The following is a 15,652-nucleotide window of genomic DNA, read 5'->3' as shown; positions in this document are numbered from 1 at the left end:
ATCGGACTTTTACTTCGAAAATCTCCTGCGCCCGTTGCTCATGAATTATTCAGGTTAAAGTGATCCTCAGCATATAATTGTCCATTTCCTGATACTATTCCGGGGAACAATATTATAAAAAAGCTTTCAATGCCCTCGATACCCGCGAAAGAGGAAGGCCGACCACGTTGTAGTAACACCCCTCGATACGCCTGACAGAGCAGGCCATAAGAGGATCCTGGATGCCGTAGGAGCCAGCCTTGTCGTAGGGTTTGACCGAGAGCAGGTATCGGGTGATCTCCTGGTCACTCATCGGTTCGAACTCCACAATAGTTGTAACACACTCGGTGTGTGATTTTCCTCCCGAGAGCAGCACAAAACCGGTATAGACCCGGTGTGAACGGTTCTGGAGCGTTTTCAGCATCCCGAAAGCCTCATCGAATCCTGCCGGTTTTCCATAGATGCGGTTCCCCTTGGCCACTACGGTATCGGCAGCCAGAATCACTGCTCTTTGGTCAGATTCCGCTATCAGGCAAGAGGCGGCCTCGGCCTTTTTGAGCGCAATTGCGGTGACGTTCTCCTCAATCGGGAGCGCCGGGTCGAGACGCTCTTCGGTCTCGACCGCCACAGTTTCAAACGGGATCTGCATCAGCGAGAGGATCTCCTTGCGGCGGGGTGATTGCGACGCAAGGATAAGTCGGGGTTGGTACATGGTTTTCAGTTGAGATTGTTCCAGCCCCTGCGGTTCAGGTCGGCAAAAATAAGTGCCCCGGAAACAAGCCCGCCGCAAAGGTAGAGCAGGCCCTCTGTCAGCTCTCCGAAAATGATCCGGCCGGTTCCGAAGAGGATTGCATAGATCATGATGATGCCGAGCGCCCAATCGGCAAAGAGCATCAGAAACCCTTTGTCGGACTCAACATCAGGCATCCTGTCGGAGATCTTTTTCCAGAGCAGGCCGCCGACTCTTGTGGTCCGGTAAAAAATTTCAAGCTGAGCCTCTTTTGTCGGCTTTGTCAGAAAGGTAACGAGAAGGGTGGCTGCAATAGTAATGGCAACGATAATAAAGATCGAAAAGGGGAAGGTAATGGAGGTAAAAAAGTTAATCCACGCAAAGACCAAAAAAGGCACAACCATCGAGGTTATTTCCGACCATGCGTTGAGGCGCCACCAGAACCAGCGCAGAATAAGCACAAAGCCGGTTCCTGCACCGCACTGGATAATGAACTCCCATGCTCCGGTTATGGTTTCAAGCACAAAGAAGGTGATGTAGAGGGCAAAGAGAGCGGTCAGAACGGTGGTGATTTTTGAAATGGTGACATAGTGCTTTTCATTACCATCGGTTTTAAGGAACCGTTTGTAAAAGTCATTGATCAGATAGCTCGTTCCCCAGTTCAGGTGGGTCGAGAGTGTTGACATATAGGCGGCAAGAAAGGCGGCAATCAGCAGCCCTTTCAGTCCTGGAGGAAGTACGGCTTTCATCACATAGACAAACCCGTCCTCCTTCTGGTTCACGGGAAGATCGGGAAACATGACCAGACTGGCCAGTCCGACAATGATCCATGGCCAGGGCCTCAGGCAGTAGTGGGCAACCGTAAACCAGAGGGTTGCAAGCAGCGAGTGCTTCTCGTTTTTGGCGCTCATCATGCGCTGGGCAATGTATCCTCCGCCTCCGGGTTCTGCTCCGGGGTACCAGGATGACCACCACTGCACAAAGGCCATGGCAGCAAAAGAGGCGAAGGTGAGTGCGGCTGCGCCTGTTACCGGGCGAGAGGAGCCTTCAGGGGTGAATGAGGGGAAGAAATCAAACATCCATGCAGGAAGTGCCTTTGTCAGACCACCGGCAGAAACAACAGCCGGAGAGTTGACGGCAAGCACAGCAAGAATAATGCATCCTGCCATCGCAATGACAAACTGAACGGCATCGGTTATCGAGACCCCCCAGAGGCCGGAAAGACCCGAATAAAAGGTGGTCAGCACAACAAGAGCCACAATGGCAAGTTCAGGATTGAGCTCGGGGAGCATGATCCTGATGATCTTGTACATGGCCAGATTGACCCAGCCAATGATAACTGCGTTGATAAAAAGTCCGAAATAGACCGCCTTGAATCCTCGCAGAAACCTTGCTGCCCTGCCGCTGTAACGCAGTTCAATGAACTCAAGGTCGGTCAGAATCTCGGCCCGTCGCCAGAGCCGGGCAAAAAAGAATACCGTGAGCATCCCGCCGGAGACAAAGGTCCACCAGACCCAGTTGCCGGCGATGCCGTTTTTGGCTACAAATCCCGCAACGGCAAGAGGGGTATCGGCAGCAAAGGTGGTTGCAACCATTCCGGTTCCGGCTATCCACCAGGGGAGCTGGCGGCCGGAAAGAAAAAACTCGTCCACACTCTCCGAGGCCCGTTTTGAAAACCAGAGGCCGATGACAAGTGTCAGGAGAAAGTATCCAAGGATAAAGCCGTAGTCAAGGAGATTGAGCTGTTCCATTGTCCGTGTAATCTTGTGCGCTGTTTTCGGGGGAAGTTTGTGATGGCAAAAGGGTTGCCGGTTATTACAGCCAAAGGGCACCTCTTTTCACTTGAGGTGCCCATGTCGAACCTGTTCTGATTGCTCTCCTGAAAGGCAATTATGCTCAGTTGCTTATTCTGGAGAGGTCGAGGAAGCTCTGGTAGCGATCCTCGATTTCAAGCAGATCAAGGGCTGCGATTTTTTCGGTACCGAATTTTTCAACGCAGAAGCTTGCCATAGAGCTGCCGTAAAGCACCGCTTTTCGCATTTCGAGATCATCGATCGACTCACAGCGTGCCAGGTGACCGATAAAACCTCCGGCAAAGGTATCGCCTGCACCGGTCGGATCAAAAATGGACTCAAGGGGGAAGGCCGGAGCAGCAAAGATTCCGCTGTCGGTAAAGAGCAACGCGCCATGCTCGCCTTTTTTGATGATAAGGGTTTTCGGTCCCATATTGCGGATAATTCTTGCTGACCGCACCAGATTGGGATCACCGCTCAACAGACGGGCTTCACTGTCGTTGAGAATAAAGATATCGACATGTTCCAGAGTTTTTTTAAGCTCTTCGGGCTTGCCTTCAATCCAGAAATTCATGGTATCGAGGATAACAAGCTTCGGCTTGCTGATCTGGCCGAGCACCTTGAGCTGGAGCTCCGGATCGATGTTGCCGAGACAGACAAAATCGGCATTCTGGTATTGACCGGGTACAACAGGATCGAAATCCGCAAAAACATTCAACTGGGTGTCGAGCGTATCGCGGGTGTTCATGTCATAGTGGTAACGGCCTGCCCAGCGGAAGGTTTTTCCATCCTCCACCTTCTGAACTCCTCTGGTGTCGATGTTTCGTGAGTGCAGGAGGTTGAAATGCTTCTCTTCAAAGTCGGAGCCGACAACACCGACCATCTGGACCTTGTCGGTAAAATAGCTTGCCGACAGGGCAATGTAGGTTGATGATCCTCCAAGCGTGTTGTCCGAGCGCCCGAAGGGGGTTTCGATGTCATCAAAGGCAAGAGAGCCGACAATGAGTATAGACATAGGATAAAGAGAGATTTGGTTAACGAAATTACAAAAGATACGCTTTTTGATGCTTTTCTTTAAGTCATTGCTTATCCGGTAATTCAAAAATCATGCACTCGCCGGGTTTGCAGCTTATCTGAAGCTTGTGGTCGGTTATGGCATGGCTCTGCTCTCCGATCAGGTCAACAAGGAGGCCGTTTTGCATGCTGAATTCAAGGGTTCCGCCTCTTTCACTGTAGAGGTTGCTGTTGCCGACAAAGAGCAGTGAACGGGATCCGGAACCTCTCATGACGGCAAACAGCTCCGGTTCACTGACATAGGGAATGGTCATTGATCCGGGTTCACCGGAGAGCACAAGATCAAGGAAACGATTGCGTATACCGAGAACCTTCCGGATATAGCTGTTGAGCGGCTCCAGTCCGTTGCCCTTCTCCCAGTCAAAGTTGAAGGCGCTGAAGAGCGGAAGCTTTTCCGGAGGATAGAGCGCCCGGTCATCATCGTTGAAGTTCAGACCGAGGTTTACCGGATACCACTCGCAGATCTCCATTCCTGACTGCAGAAAGGGTATGGCAGGCAAAACCGAGGTGAGCGTAAAGATAAAGAGTGAAAAGTTTCGTCCGGCTTCCTGCTCCGGATAGCGAAAGCAGACTCGCGGGGTGTTATGGTTCTCGCCGGTGCCGAAAAAGGGGAGTGCAACTCCGGTTTTGTTCAGGTAGTTCAAAAGCCCACGGATAAAGACGATATCATGGATAACAAAGGGGAGTGAGCCGAATACGGCATCGAATCCCTCGGCTTTTATTGCCGGAGATGGGTCAAAATTTTCATCCCAGAATGCAAAATCTGCTCTTTTTTCACGCGCTTTTCTGACAATAGTCTTCTTCAGCAGAGAGGGCAGGGCGTGGCCCATATCAATCATGGCGCCATCGATATTATAGCTCTCCTGATACGAGGGGATAATGTCGGCGATTTCCTCCCACAAAGCGGTGTTAAATGTTTCCGGATTGTCCAGCGCAGCGTCATACATCCTGATGGTGTTGTAGGCGATGTAGTTGAACGCTTCGTGGTTGTGCATTTTCAGATAGGTCACATCGCTCCAGGCTGGCTGCTTGTCGTCAGGGGGCCAGTCGGAGAATGCTGTTGCAACCCTGCACGGGATGCCGGCTGCAGTAGTTCCATGGTGCCGTCCATCCTCTTTGGTGACGGTAACCGGCTGCGAAACAAATTGATTTCTGTACTCCACGGATGGAGCGGGGAGGTTGTGCATCTCATGGCGCTCCACTTGTCCGAAAATATGGCTGAGTGTATCAGGATCAAAACCTGGAGGGCCGTAATGACAGGTGCTCTCATCATCACGAATCCAGTAGAACCACTCGGGATGCTCCTGAATCCAGCTGCTGTCAACAGATGTTGTTCTGAAAACAAATTCGAGAACAACACGGATATCGAGCAGATGAGCAGCCTCAACAAAGGCCTTGAGCAGCTCTTCTGCAGAGAGGCCGAGTGCCGGCTCAGCGAGCAGGGGATCAAGCTTGCGCGGATTTTTAATGGCATAGGGTGATCCCAGCGACCCTTTTTTGGATGCTGATCCTATTTCAGTCAGCGGGAGAAGATAGACCGTATTGGCGCCAAGCTTTTTGATATAGGGGAGGAGAGCAATCGCTTTCAGGAGTGTTCCGGTCTCCCTGAATCCGCAGTCAAGAGGTTCTGTTCCGATGCAGCCATCGCCGTTATGATCAAATGCGGCGGCAAGACGGACAAAAAGGTTATAGACAACAGCTTCCGAGCGCCACTCGTTGGTTGCGTGATCAGACCCGGGATTGTCGTTGTTATGAAGAATCTCGCTGATGATGCTGCCGAAGTAGCTGGCGGGATTGACCTGCTGTGTTCCGGTTTCATCTCCGGTCCAGATGATTGGGACTCTGTAGGCGGTTCCGGATAACGGCTCAGGAAGGCTTTCCAGTGCCTTGACGAGCAGTGTAAGGTAAGTTGTTTGCAACGTATTATATTTTAAGCAGGAAAAAGGAGAAGATAACGCTTTATGAAGAGGAATGTACTAAAGATAATCATCCCTGCATAACAGGAGTGGTGACTCTCGCTTGAGGGGTTTCAGGGTCTGGGGATTTAAGTGGGTTTCTCCTTTCGACGGGTTGCAAAGAATGTTATTTTAACCGGAAACGGAGACCGGAATTGCGACTTCAATAAAACTTTTACCGGATTGCAGATTATGCTGAAAGAGTTCAAAGAGTTTGCTGTAAAGGGAAATGTTGTTGATATGGCGGTCGGCATCATTGTCGGCGGTGCCTTCGGCTCAATTGTTACAACCCTCGTCTCCGAGGTTCTGATGCCTCCTCTCGGCCTGCTGCTTGGAGGCGTGGACTTTTCAAACCTCTACATCGTTCTGAAAGAGGGTGCCAAGGCGGGCCCCTATTCAGCCCTGCTTGATGCAAAAGCGGCCGGAGCCGTCACCATCAATTACGGCGTGTTCCTGAACTCGGTGATAAGCTTTCTGATTATGGCATTTGCCGTCTTTCTGCTTGTCAAGGCCATCAACACCCTTCGGCGGATGGAGAAAACGCCGGCGGCGGCTCCACCTCCTGCACCAACCACAAAAGAGTGTCCATACTGCCTGAGCAGTGTCCCCCTTAAGGCCACCCGTTGCCCCGGCTGCACCTCGGCGATATGAAGAATATCAGAATCTCGGTTGAGTATGACGGGACATCCTACTCCGGATGGCAGCGTCAGAACCGCAAGGGGTGTGTGACCGTCCAGGGAGAGATAGAGTCGGCTCTCCGGATGATCCTGCAGGAGAAGATCTCGCTGGCCGCTGCCGGAAGAACAGACAAGGGCGTACATGCCAAAGCACAGATTGCCAACTTTTCGACCGCATCACCGATGGGTCTCTCAAGAATGGTCCACTCGCTCAATGCACTGTTGCCCGATACCATCCGCATCAGTGATCCCCTTGAGATGCCGCAGGAGTTTCATGCTCGCCACAGCGCTCGGGAGCGTCACTACCGATATTTTCTGATAGCCGAGCCATCGGCGATATTCGGCAGATTTTCCGGTTGTTCGTTCGGTACACCTGATCTTGCCGTGATGCAGCAGGTTGCACGCTCGGTTCGGGGTGTTCACGATTTTTCTGCATTTTCAAGGGAGGACCGGGATAGTTCCGGTCGACTCTGTACGGTTACGGCCTGCCAGTGGTATCGATATCAGCACTTCCTCGTCCTGAGTATTTCAGCCAACCGGTTTCTTCGCAGTATGGTTCGATATCTTGTTGACGGGATGCTCCGCACCGGAAAAGGCACACTCGGCGCCGAAGAGTTCAAAAGGATGCTTGAAACAGGGGTTATGACGACTCAGCTTAATCCTGCTTCTCCCTCGGGACTCTTTCTCTGGAGAGTAACCTACTGAAGCTCGAACGAAGTGAGTTGTCTCTCTTACTACAATGAAAAGAAGCCGAATGACTTCAGGGAGAGCAATGACGAAGAGTATTGGCAACCTTTACCCGCTGTTCAGCAGGGCAAACACGCAGATTTGCCCCCTGCACCGTTTCGTGGACAATCTTTGTTTTCTGTCATGTCGAACAACGTCAGACAGCTCTTTTTACGAAAACCATATCCCTCATTGCAGTTCGAAATGACAAAAGAGAACAGAGTGCTCTCTATAGTGACAATTAAGCGCGCTCCCTTGTATTAGTCCTGAACTGTTTTTATGTTACCATTTCAAGAAAGATTTATACCTAACAAGTATTGATCTTTTCGTATTCCCCCCTCTAAAGAACGTACCGCTTGTGAAAATCAGCTACTATTACAAGATCTTCAAGGTGTTACTGACTGTACTGGTTTTGCAGTTGCCGGCGCTCCCGGTTTTTGCTGTTGATCCTCTTTCGAGTGACCGGGCCGTGTTCAGAAAGTCATCTGTTTCGGATATTCTTGACAGTCTTGTTACGGCAACCTATTTCAAGGATGAGTACTTTTCCCGCTCAACCAGGGAGACGGAAAAGTTCGCTTTTCCCGCCAATTTTGTACCCCAGTACAGCGACTCCGTCTATGCCGCCAGAATTTCAGCCCTTGCCCGTAAAACCCCTTTTAATCTTGTTTATAATGAACATGTACGCGGTTTTATAAGAATCTATGCCGTTGACCGCCGGAACATGACCGGAAAGATTCTTGGTTTGACCAAGATCTACTTCCCGCTCTTTGAAGAAAAACTTGATGCCTACAATGTTCCGCTTGAGATGAAGTATCTCGCCATTGTGGAGTCCGCTCTTAATCCGACTGCGGTCTCTTCAGCCGGAGCAAAAGGGTTGTGGCAGTTTATGTATGGTACAGGAAGAATGTACGGCCTGCAATCATCTTCATTTATAGAAGACCGGTATGACCCTGAAAAAGCCACCATTGCTGCATGCCGTCATCTCCGGGATCTGCATAATATCTACGGAGACTGGTTCCTTGCGCTTGCGGCCTATAACTCCGGTCCCGGAAATGTCAACAAGGCAATCAGACGGGCCGGTGGCGTCAAGAACTACTGGGCTATATGGGATTATCTGCCGGCTGAAACAAGAGGGTATGTTCCGGCATTTATTGCGGTAAACTACATTATGAGTTATTACAATGAGCACAATATCCGCCCTGTCGAGCCCGGCTTTCTCTATAAGGATATTGACACGCTCAGAACTTCACGCATGCTCTCCTTTGACCAGATCAATGAGACCATAGGGGTTCCCATGCGCGATCTCCAGTTTCTTAATCCCCAGTACAAGCTTGGTATCATACCCTCAGACGCTACCGGCAATGTGCTCCGGCTTCCGAGAAAATATATCTCCCAGTTTCAGCGCAGGGAGCAGGAGATCTACGCCTACAAGTCCCAGAAAACCATTGAGCGCGAGCAACTGCTTGCCCGTGTTGAAAGTCTCAATTCAGCATTCAATTCCCCCAACAGCTCAACCGGCAAGGCAGAGAAATTTCATGTTGTTCAGCAGGGCGAAAGCCTCGGTTCAATCGCACGACTCTACCGGACCTATATCAGCCAGCTTATCGTCTGGAACAGTCTGAAAGATGCTGACGTCACTCCCGGCCAGAAACTTGTTGTTTTCGGCGGTAATGATAAAAACAGTGCATCTCAGGATGAAGGCCCGAAAAACTCTTTCTCAAAGTCATCATCTACAAAGAAAATAGTTCTGCGTCACAAGGTTAAAAAAGGGGAGACGCTCTCTTCTATTTCCAGAAAATACGGGATAACTGTTGACAGAATCAGTGAATTGAACCGTTTGAAAGGGGGCCGTATTACTCCCGGACAACAGATCAAGGTAGAAAGGGAGGTAGATGCCGTGGTTTCGAACCCGGTCCGTCATGGTTCCCGGAGAACAAGAATTGAAAAAGTCCAGAAAAACAAAAAATCGAAAGCAGTAAAAAAAGCCCCTTCAAAACGCAGAAAAAAGCGTTGAGGGCAGAGGGTCGGGTTCTGTTATTTATTTTATCGCACTGATAATTATGGGCTTTTAGCCTGTGCGATTACCTAAGAATTTTTTATCTTAAGCCTTTTCAGATTGCTCGACTGACGGAGAATAATGGTTGGCAGAAACTGCTTTATTCAATAATTCTTTAAATGAGAATCATTAAAACGTATGCGTAATATCATTTTTACCGGAAAGGGTGGTGTTGGTAAAACCTCCATTGCTGCGGCAACAGCTCTCAAGGCGGCAGACATGGGGTACAAAACCCTGATCATGTCTACCGATCCGGCTCACAGTCTTGGTGACTCGCTTGATGTACAGCTTGGACCTTCACCTGTTAAAATTGCCGAAAATCTTTGGGGTCAGGAGGTCAGCGTTTTTGGTGATCTCAATCTGAACTGGGATGTGGTCAGAGAGCACTTTGCTCATTTGATGGAAGCCCGTGGAATTGAAGGTGTGTATGCTGAAGAGATGGGCGTGCTGCCAGGTATGGAAGAGCTTTTTTCACTCTCCTATATCAAGCGTTATAATGAACAGAATGAGTATGATCTTCTGGTTGTTGACTGTGCTCCTACAGGCGAGACGCTTCGTCTTCTCTCCCTGCCCGAGACGTTTGGCTGGTTTATCAAGATGATTCGCAACGTCGAAAAATTCATGGTCAAACCGGTACTTCGTCCTCTGTCCAAGAAGATCAAGAAATTCGATGACTTTGTCGCTCCCGAAGAGGTCTATGACAAGGTTGACAATCTCTTCTCCTCAACGGAAGGTATTATTGACCTGCTTGCAGATGGCACAAAAACAACCATGCGTCTTGTCATGAACCCCGAGAAGATGGTTATCAAGGAGTCGATGCGTGCATTGACCTATCTTAACCTCTACGGTATTACGGTTGACCGCATCACCATCAACCGGGTAATGCCTGATCAGAGCCCTGATCCATACTTCCAGAAATGGCGCGGCATTCAGCAGAAATATATTGAGCAGATCACCGAAGCATTTGCTCCTATTCCGATTGCTGAAGTTCCCTTGTTCGATGATGAGGTTGTCGGTCTGGCAATGCTCCGCAGGGTAGGCGAAAAGGTCTATGCCGACCAGAATCCTCTTGATGTCTTTTTCACCGAAAACCCGATTGATATCAAAAAGGTTTCGGAAGGTCACTACAAGGTACGTGTCAGACTGCCGTTTATGGAGAACATGGGTCTTGAGCCAAAAATCCTCAAACTTGGCGATGATCTGACCATCCGGATCGGCGATTACCAGAAGATTGTTGCACTGCCGATCTTCCTTGCGGGCATGGAGTCAACCGGAGCCTCCTATGAAGACAAGTGGCTCAGCATTGATTTCACCAAGGGCTGAATTGCGCTATAAGGCAAGAACTGATTCAGACATTGACATAAAACAAAAAACCTGCCGCCTGGCAGGTTTTTTGTTTACCGATACGGCGATGATCGCTTCAGAGTAAAACAAGATTAGCGCTGGAAACGCCGTTAACACTGCTTACAGCCTGGAGCAAGGCATCAGATACCTCACCATCAACAACAATTGCCGTCATCGCAACCTTTTTCTCCTCGTCCCTTGAAAGTGCGATATAGGCAACATTCAAATTATGCTGAAGCAGCAGCTGGGTGACATGGGCAATAACACCGGGCTTGTCGATATTATTGTAGATAATAATGTGGCCTTCCGGTTTGAACTCGACCAGAAACTGATCAATCATGACAATCCGGATCTCCTTGTCGCCAAAAACAGTACCGCCAATCATGCGTTTTTCACTTCCGTTTTCAAGCTCTATGCGGATAAGGTTGGTATAATCGGGGTTTTCCTTTTCAAACTTCTGCTCCAGACCGATACCGCACTCTTTTGCCATCGTGAATGCATTGATATAGTTGGTGTCTTTTGATTGACGGACATCAAGAAATCCTTTCAATGCTGCCGCGGTAATGACCTCATTGAATTTATGAAGAAACTCGCCGGAAGTAAATACCGTCATTTTATTGGCTTGTGACGGAGCAAGCTGGGCAAGGGTAGCACCAAGTTTTTCGGCAAGAGCCAGGTATGCACTGACGCCGGGGGCCTGGGCAAGTTCTACAGCGGAAGCATTGACTGCTCCTTCAAGTTTTCCTCTTCGTTTCCATTCAACAATCTGTTCGGCTATCTGGACAGCAACTTTTTCCTGCGCCTCATTGGTGGACGCCGCAATGTGGGGAGTGGCAATGACTCGCTCAAGCTTCAGAAGGGGATTATCCGCTTTTACCGGTTCGGTTTCAAAGACATCAAGCGCGGCGGCTGCCACCTTTCCGGACTCAATAGCTTCAGCCAGGTCGGCTTCATTGATAATTCCTCCTCTGGCGCAGTTGACAATAATCACACCCTGTTTCATAAGCTCAAAGGTACCTTCAGAAATGAGATTGCGGGTGGACTCGTTGAGCGAAGAGTGGATAGTGATAAAATCAGCCCGAATAAAGTTTTCGTGCAGGGGCAGGAGTTCTATGTTAAGATGGGCGGCAAATTCATCGGGAATCATCGGATCATAGGCAATCGTTTTCATGCCGAACGCCTGCATACGGCTGGCAACTTCGCGGCCAATTTTGCCGAGACCGATAATCGAGAGGGTTTTTCCCTCAAGTTCTACCCCGGTGAATTTGGTTTTGTTCCAGTTACCCTGTTTCAGGTCTGCTGTGGCCTGGGGAATAAGGCGTGCTGCCGAGAGCATCATGGCACAGGTATGTTCAGCCGCGGAAATCGTATTGCCTCCCGGCGTGTTCATAACAATGATGCCGTTCCGGGTGGCGGCTTCAATATCAATATTGTCAACACCGGCTCCGGCTCTGCCGATAAGTTGCAGTTTTTTTCCCGCTTCGATAATTTCGCTCGTTACCTTTGTTGCACTTCTGACGATCAGCTTGTCAAAGTCGCCGATGATCTCCTTGAGCTCCTCTTTGCTTATTTTTGGTTTTTCGGTAACGTCAAAACCGTTCTGTTTGAGGATTTGAGCGCATTGAGAATCAATACCGTCAGTGATCAGTACTTTCATGTTCTTGAATGATTAGGATTGCCCGTTATGTTATGAATGCAGGCGTTGTATTCAGATTTTACTCCCGCAGCTCTTTACGAGTATAATATATTTTTTTAGGATGATAAGAATCAGGAAATATTGTCTCTCTTTTCAGGATATCACTGGTGCCCTCAATAACCTTCTTCAACATGCAGTGTTCTTGTCCGGAATTTATAGGATTCGATACTGATTATATATAAAGGTTTTTTTTATCTTGCATCCAGTGAATTTTAATGACGATACTATTGTGGTAAAGCTGATGGAACAGTTACATGATTTAAGGGTTTCACGAATTATTCGCCTCTCTTCACCGAGGGAGTTCAAGGAGAAGTTACCTGTTGATGAACAGGCCGCCGGAACTATTGTTAACGGTCGCCGTGAAGTTGAAAATATATTGACCGGCAAGGACAGACGGATGCTCGTTATTGTCGGACCCTGTTCCATACATGATATGGACTCTGCTCTTGAGTATGCCCGCAAACTTGCTGCGTTGAGGATCGAACTCAAGGATGATCTCTGCATCCTGATGCGGGTTTACTTTGAAAAGCCGCGCACCACAGTCGGCTGGAAAGGGTTTATCAACGATCCTCATCTTGATGATACCTACGACATCGAACACGGTCTTTTTTACGCCCGCAAGCTCCTGCTTGAAATCAATCAGATGGGTCTTCCTGCAGCGACGGAGTTTCTTGATCCCATATCGCCCCAGTATGTTGCCGATGTGGTAAGCTGGGCAGCCATCGGAGCAAGAACTATCGAGTCGCAGACCCACCGGCAGATGGCAAGTGGTCTCTCAATGCCTGTCGGCTTCAAGAACTCTACTGATGGCCGTATCAACGTGGCTGTTGATGCGATCCGTTCAGCAATGCACCCGCACAGTTTTCTTGGCATTGACCCTGACGGATACAGCAGTGTTATAACGACCAAGGGAAATCCTTTCGGTCATCTTGTGCTTCGCGGGGGCGACAAACCCAATTATGACGCAAAAAGCATTGCTCTTGCCGAGTCCTGGATTGCAAAGGCAGGCCTTGAGCAGTCACTGCTGGTGGACTGCAGCCATGCCAATTCAGGTAAAAAACATGAACAGCAGCTTAAGGTCTGGGAGGATGTTCTCAAGCAGAAAAGCGAAGGGAACAGAAGTATTATCGGCGTTATGATCGAGAGCAACATCTGTGCGGGAAACCAGCCCTTTCCTGAAGAGCCGGGAAAACTCCGCTATGGAGTATCAATTACCGATGAGTGTATTTCATGGGAAGAGACCGAACGGATGCTCCGGGAAGGTGCTGCGGTTATGCGCACGCTTGCCGGGAAGCATTAATTCATAACGAGAGGGTTTATGGCTATTGAGATTCGACAGGTCAGCAACAAAAGAGAACGCAAGGAGTTCATCAAATTTGCCTGGCAGATCTATCGGAATGATCCTGAACTCAATAAATACTGGGTTCCGCCGGTTATCGACGATTACATGAAAACGCTTGATACCGGGAAGTTTCCCCTCTATGAACATGCCGATCTTGCCATGTTTACGGCATGGAGAGATGGCGTTATGGCCGGTACAATTGCGGCAATAGAGAACCTCCGGCATAACGAGTTTCACGGCGACAAGGTCGGGTTCTGGGGTTTTTTTGAATCGGTCAATGACCAGAAGGTTGCCGATGCCCTTTTTGATGCTGCTGCGGCATGGCTGAAGAAGAAGGGTCTCAATGCGATGCGCGGACCTGTCAGTCCCTCCATGAACGACCAGTGTGGTATGCTGACAAAAGGTTACGACAGTCCGCCGGTTTTTCTTATGCTCTACAATCCACCCTACTACAATGAGCTGACCAGAAACTATGGTCACCGTATCGGCCAGGAGCTTCTTGCCTGGTATATCGACCAGAAAATAATCGATATTGCGCGTCTTCGCCGCATCTCGGAGCATGTCATGAAAAAGGAGGGGCTCTCGATACGGATTTTGAATATGAAGGATTTTGATGGCGAGATTGAACGAATCAGAGAGATCTACAACCGAGCCTGGGAGAGTAACTGGGGCTTTGTGCCCATGACAACAAAAGAGTTCGATTGCCTCGCAAAAAGTCTGAAACCGCTTGCGAATCCTCACTATATATACTTTGTTGAAGATCGAAACAAACGCACGGTCGGCTTTTCCCTCTCTCTTCCGGATGGCAACCAGGCGCTCAGGCATGTCAACGGAAATCCATTTTCTCCGATCGGCCTTCTTAAATATCTCTGGTACAGCCGTAAAATCACCATGGTCCGTACCATAACCATGGGAGTGCTGCCAGAATATCGCAAAAAGGGTGTGGACAGCATCCTGAACACCCATATTGCCGATTACGGGGGCAAACATGGCGTCTTTGCCAGTGAAATGAGCTGGGTTCTCAAGTGCAATGAAGCCATGAGCAAACTGGCCAAGGTGATCGGAGGCAAACCCTACAAGGAGTATATCATCTACGAAGCCGATATTTGATCATCGTCTTTTAATTGTATACAAACGAAAAGAGACCGTCAAAAGCGGTCTCTTTTCGTTTGTATTGCCTGAGAGCACAAAACTCAGACAGTAATCATCTTCAGAACGATGCCATAAAGACAAGGTGTGAAGCTTCCGTGTCAGGATTGTATACGTAAGATGCGGTATAGCGGTCTTTGGAAACCGATACGCCGGTGTTTACTACTGCGATTTTGTCGCCCTGCTTGTCACCATACACGTCCTCATCACCAAGTCCGACAACACCTTTGGCTGTGTAGCCATCCTTGTCATAGAACTTGTAGCCGGCTTCACAGTATTTGGCGTTTTTGTTGGCTCCGATGTTGTTGCCTGCTACGTTGATTGCTGCAAGAAGGGAGACATTCTCTTTTGCATAGGCAACGCTGAGCTCAATAATGTTCGGACCGTCATTGGTGAAGTCAAATGATCTACTTGTAGCTGTAACGGTATCATAATCAGTCACCGTAAAGCTGAGTGGGCCGACCGGAATGGTAGCAAAAAGGTCAACTTCCTTGTATCTGGTGCCTGCATCCTGTGAAATGGCATAGGATCCCCATCCACCAACAACAATACCGATTCCAGGGAAGGTATAGGAGAGTGCGGGCTGAATTGCCGGTGAGTTACCAAGCTCTCCGCCTCTCCATACATAGCTGCTCACGACATCAGCGCCTACTTTGAATCCTTCAGCCTGGGCTGTTCCGACCGAGCCTGCAAAAATTGCAACAGCGAGCGTTAATAATTTTGCTGTTTTTTTCATCGATGAACTCCTTGTTATGTTTTTGTGTGTTGTTTACGGAATCAATTCTTATTTTCGACTCTTGAAATAAAAGGCACCTGCTCTTGTTCATCCGTATTTAATTAATATAATATTTTAACTAAATATTACAAATTAGTAATAAATTATTAGTCATATAACTGCTTATAACTAAGAATATTATGTTTATGGCTCTTTGTTCCCGTTTTTATGGCGTACATGACGGATCTGACGCCGTGCCGGACGCTCTCCTGCATTAATCATGCCTGACTGCCGACATGAGATAGTACTCACCGGAGGAGATAGCCAATACAACGCTTTTCATGATTTCATAGCATCTTTGGCTCTTCGCTGTGTGAAGTGGGTAGTAATATAAAAAGCGTATATTACTACAGCAC

The 15,652-nt window shown here is 48.9% G+C and carries 12 protein-coding genes; 6 read left to right on the top strand and 6 right to left on the bottom strand.

The genetic code is table 11. The features are described 5' to 3' along the window. Positions 1–112 precede the first annotated feature (112 nt). From BOO20_RS04470 to BOO20_RS04455, 4 genes are all read right to left on the bottom strand, one after another. Positions 113–691: a nucleoside triphosphate pyrophosphatase gene (locus BOO20_RS04470; protein WP_076790905.1), complete on the bottom strand. Its 579-nt coding sequence runs from the start codon at positions 689–691 to the stop codon at positions 113–115. A gap of 5 nt (positions 692–696) precedes the next feature. Beyond that, positions 697–2,460, bottom strand: a complete 1,764-nt coding sequence (locus BOO20_RS04465) for a sodium:solute symporter family protein (protein WP_076790904.1) — start codon at positions 2,458–2,460, stop codon at positions 697–699. Positions 2,461–2,605: 145 nt separating this feature from the next. Next, positions 2,606–3,517 (bottom strand): PfkB family carbohydrate kinase, encoded by a 912-nt coding sequence (locus tag BOO20_RS04460; RefSeq protein WP_076790902.1) that lies wholly within the window; start codon positions 3,515–3,517, stop codon positions 2,606–2,608. Positions 3,518–3,581: 64 nt separating this feature from the next. Next, positions 3,582–5,495 carry an alpha-amylase family glycosyl hydrolase gene (locus tag BOO20_RS04455; protein WP_076790900.1) on the bottom strand — a complete coding sequence of 638 codons (1,914 nt, stop codon included), beginning with the start codon at positions 5,493–5,495 and terminating at the stop codon, positions 3,582–3,584. 228 nt (positions 5,496–5,723) lie between these two features. On the opposite strand from BOO20_RS04455, the gene mscL reads away from it, so the two are divergent. The 4 genes from mscL (at position 5,724) to BOO20_RS04435 (ending at position 10,313) form a co-directional block, all read left to right on the top strand. Continuing rightward, complete coding sequence (mscL, locus tag BOO20_RS04450; RefSeq protein WP_076790907.1) at positions 5,724–6,182, top strand: large-conductance mechanosensitive channel protein MscL; 459 nt, start codon at positions 5,724–5,726, stop codon at positions 6,180–6,182. Continuing rightward, positions 6,179–6,913: a tRNA pseudouridine(38-40) synthase TruA gene (gene truA / locus BOO20_RS04445; protein WP_076790899.1), complete on the top strand. Its 735-nt coding sequence runs from the start codon at positions 6,179–6,181 to the stop codon at positions 6,911–6,913. The genes mscL and truA overlap by 4 nt, the downstream gene beginning before the upstream one ends. 379 nt (positions 6,914–7,292) lie before the next feature. After that, entirely contained in the window at positions 7,293–8,948 is a 1,656-nt protein-coding gene (locus BOO20_RS04440; protein WP_233120879.1) for a lytic transglycosylase domain-containing protein, read from the top strand. Between the two features lie 180 nt (positions 8,949–9,128). Next, the gene (locus BOO20_RS04435; protein ID WP_076790896.1) at positions 9,129–10,313 is read left to right on the top strand and encodes an ArsA family ATPase; all 1,185 of its coding nucleotides are present in this window, start codon (positions 9,129–9,131) and stop codon (positions 10,311–10,313) included. Positions 10,314–10,410: 97 nt separating this feature from the next. Here the strand turns inward: BOO20_RS04435 and serA are convergent, their stop codons facing one another. Continuing rightward, positions 10,411–11,991, bottom strand: a complete 1,581-nt coding sequence (gene serA, locus BOO20_RS04430; protein ID WP_076790894.1) for a phosphoglycerate dehydrogenase — start codon at positions 11,989–11,991, stop codon at positions 10,411–10,413. A gap of 280 nt (positions 11,992–12,271) precedes the next feature. On the opposite strand from serA, the gene BOO20_RS04425 reads away from it, so the two are divergent. After that, positions 12,272–13,330: a 3-deoxy-7-phosphoheptulonate synthase gene (locus BOO20_RS04425; protein WP_076790892.1), complete on the top strand. Its 1,059-nt coding sequence runs from the start codon at positions 12,272–12,274 to the stop codon at positions 13,328–13,330. A gap of 18 nt (positions 13,331–13,348) precedes the next feature. Then, complete coding sequence (locus BOO20_RS04420) at positions 13,349–14,482, top strand: hypothetical protein (RefSeq protein ID WP_076790890.1); 1,134 nt, start codon at positions 13,349–13,351, stop codon at positions 14,480–14,482. Between the two features lie 100 nt (positions 14,483–14,582). Here BOO20_RS04420 and BOO20_RS04415 read toward each other — a convergent pair whose 3' ends face one another. Further along, the gene (locus BOO20_RS04415) at positions 14,583–15,257 is read right to left on the bottom strand and encodes a hypothetical protein (RefSeq protein ID WP_076790889.1); all 675 of its coding nucleotides are present in this window, start codon (positions 15,255–15,257) and stop codon (positions 14,583–14,585) included. Positions 15,258–15,652 lie beyond the last annotated feature (395 nt).

This window comes from Chlorobium sp. KB01, from assembly GCF_001975465.1.
Lineage (GTDB): Bacteria > Bacteroidota > Chlorobiia > Chlorobiales > Chlorobiaceae > Chlorobium.
The sequence above is the reverse complement of the archived record's forward strand: the minus strand, read 5'-3'. Positions and strand labels throughout refer to the sequence as shown.

Bases quoted from the DNA above. Each gene is read 5' to 3' on its own strand.
- BOO20_RS04470 (WP_076790905.1), bottom strand. From the start codon at position 691: ATGTACCAACCCCGACTTATCCTTGCGTCGCAATCACCCCGCCGCAAG.
- BOO20_RS04465 (WP_076790904.1), bottom strand. From the start codon at position 2,460: ATGGAACAGCTCAATCTCCTTGACTACGGCTTTATCCTTGGATACTTT.
- BOO20_RS04460 (WP_076790902.1), bottom strand. From the start codon at position 3,517: ATGTCTATACTCATTGTCGGCTCTCTTGCCTTTGATGACATCGAAACC.
- mscL (WP_076790907.1), top strand. From the start codon at position 5,724: ATGCTGAAAGAGTTCAAAGAGTTTGCTGTAAAGGGAAATGTTGTTGAT.
- truA (WP_076790899.1), top strand. From the start codon at position 6,179: ATGAAGAATATCAGAATCTCGGTTGAGTATGACGGGACATCCTACTCC.
- BOO20_RS04435 (WP_076790896.1), top strand. From the start codon at position 9,129: ATGCGTAATATCATTTTTACCGGAAAGGGTGGTGTTGGTAAAACCTCC.
- serA (WP_076790894.1), bottom strand. From the start codon at position 11,991: ATGAAAGTACTGATCACTGACGGTATTGATTCTCAATGCGCTCAAATC.
- BOO20_RS04425 (WP_076790892.1), top strand. From the start codon at position 12,272: ATGGAACAGTTACATGATTTAAGGGTTTCACGAATTATTCGCCTCTCT.
- BOO20_RS04420 (WP_076790890.1), top strand. From the start codon at position 13,349: ATGGCTATTGAGATTCGACAGGTCAGCAACAAAAGAGAACGCAAGGAG.
- BOO20_RS04415 (WP_076790889.1), bottom strand. From the start codon at position 15,257: ATGAAAAAAACAGCAAAATTATTAACGCTCGCTGTTGCAATTTTTGCA.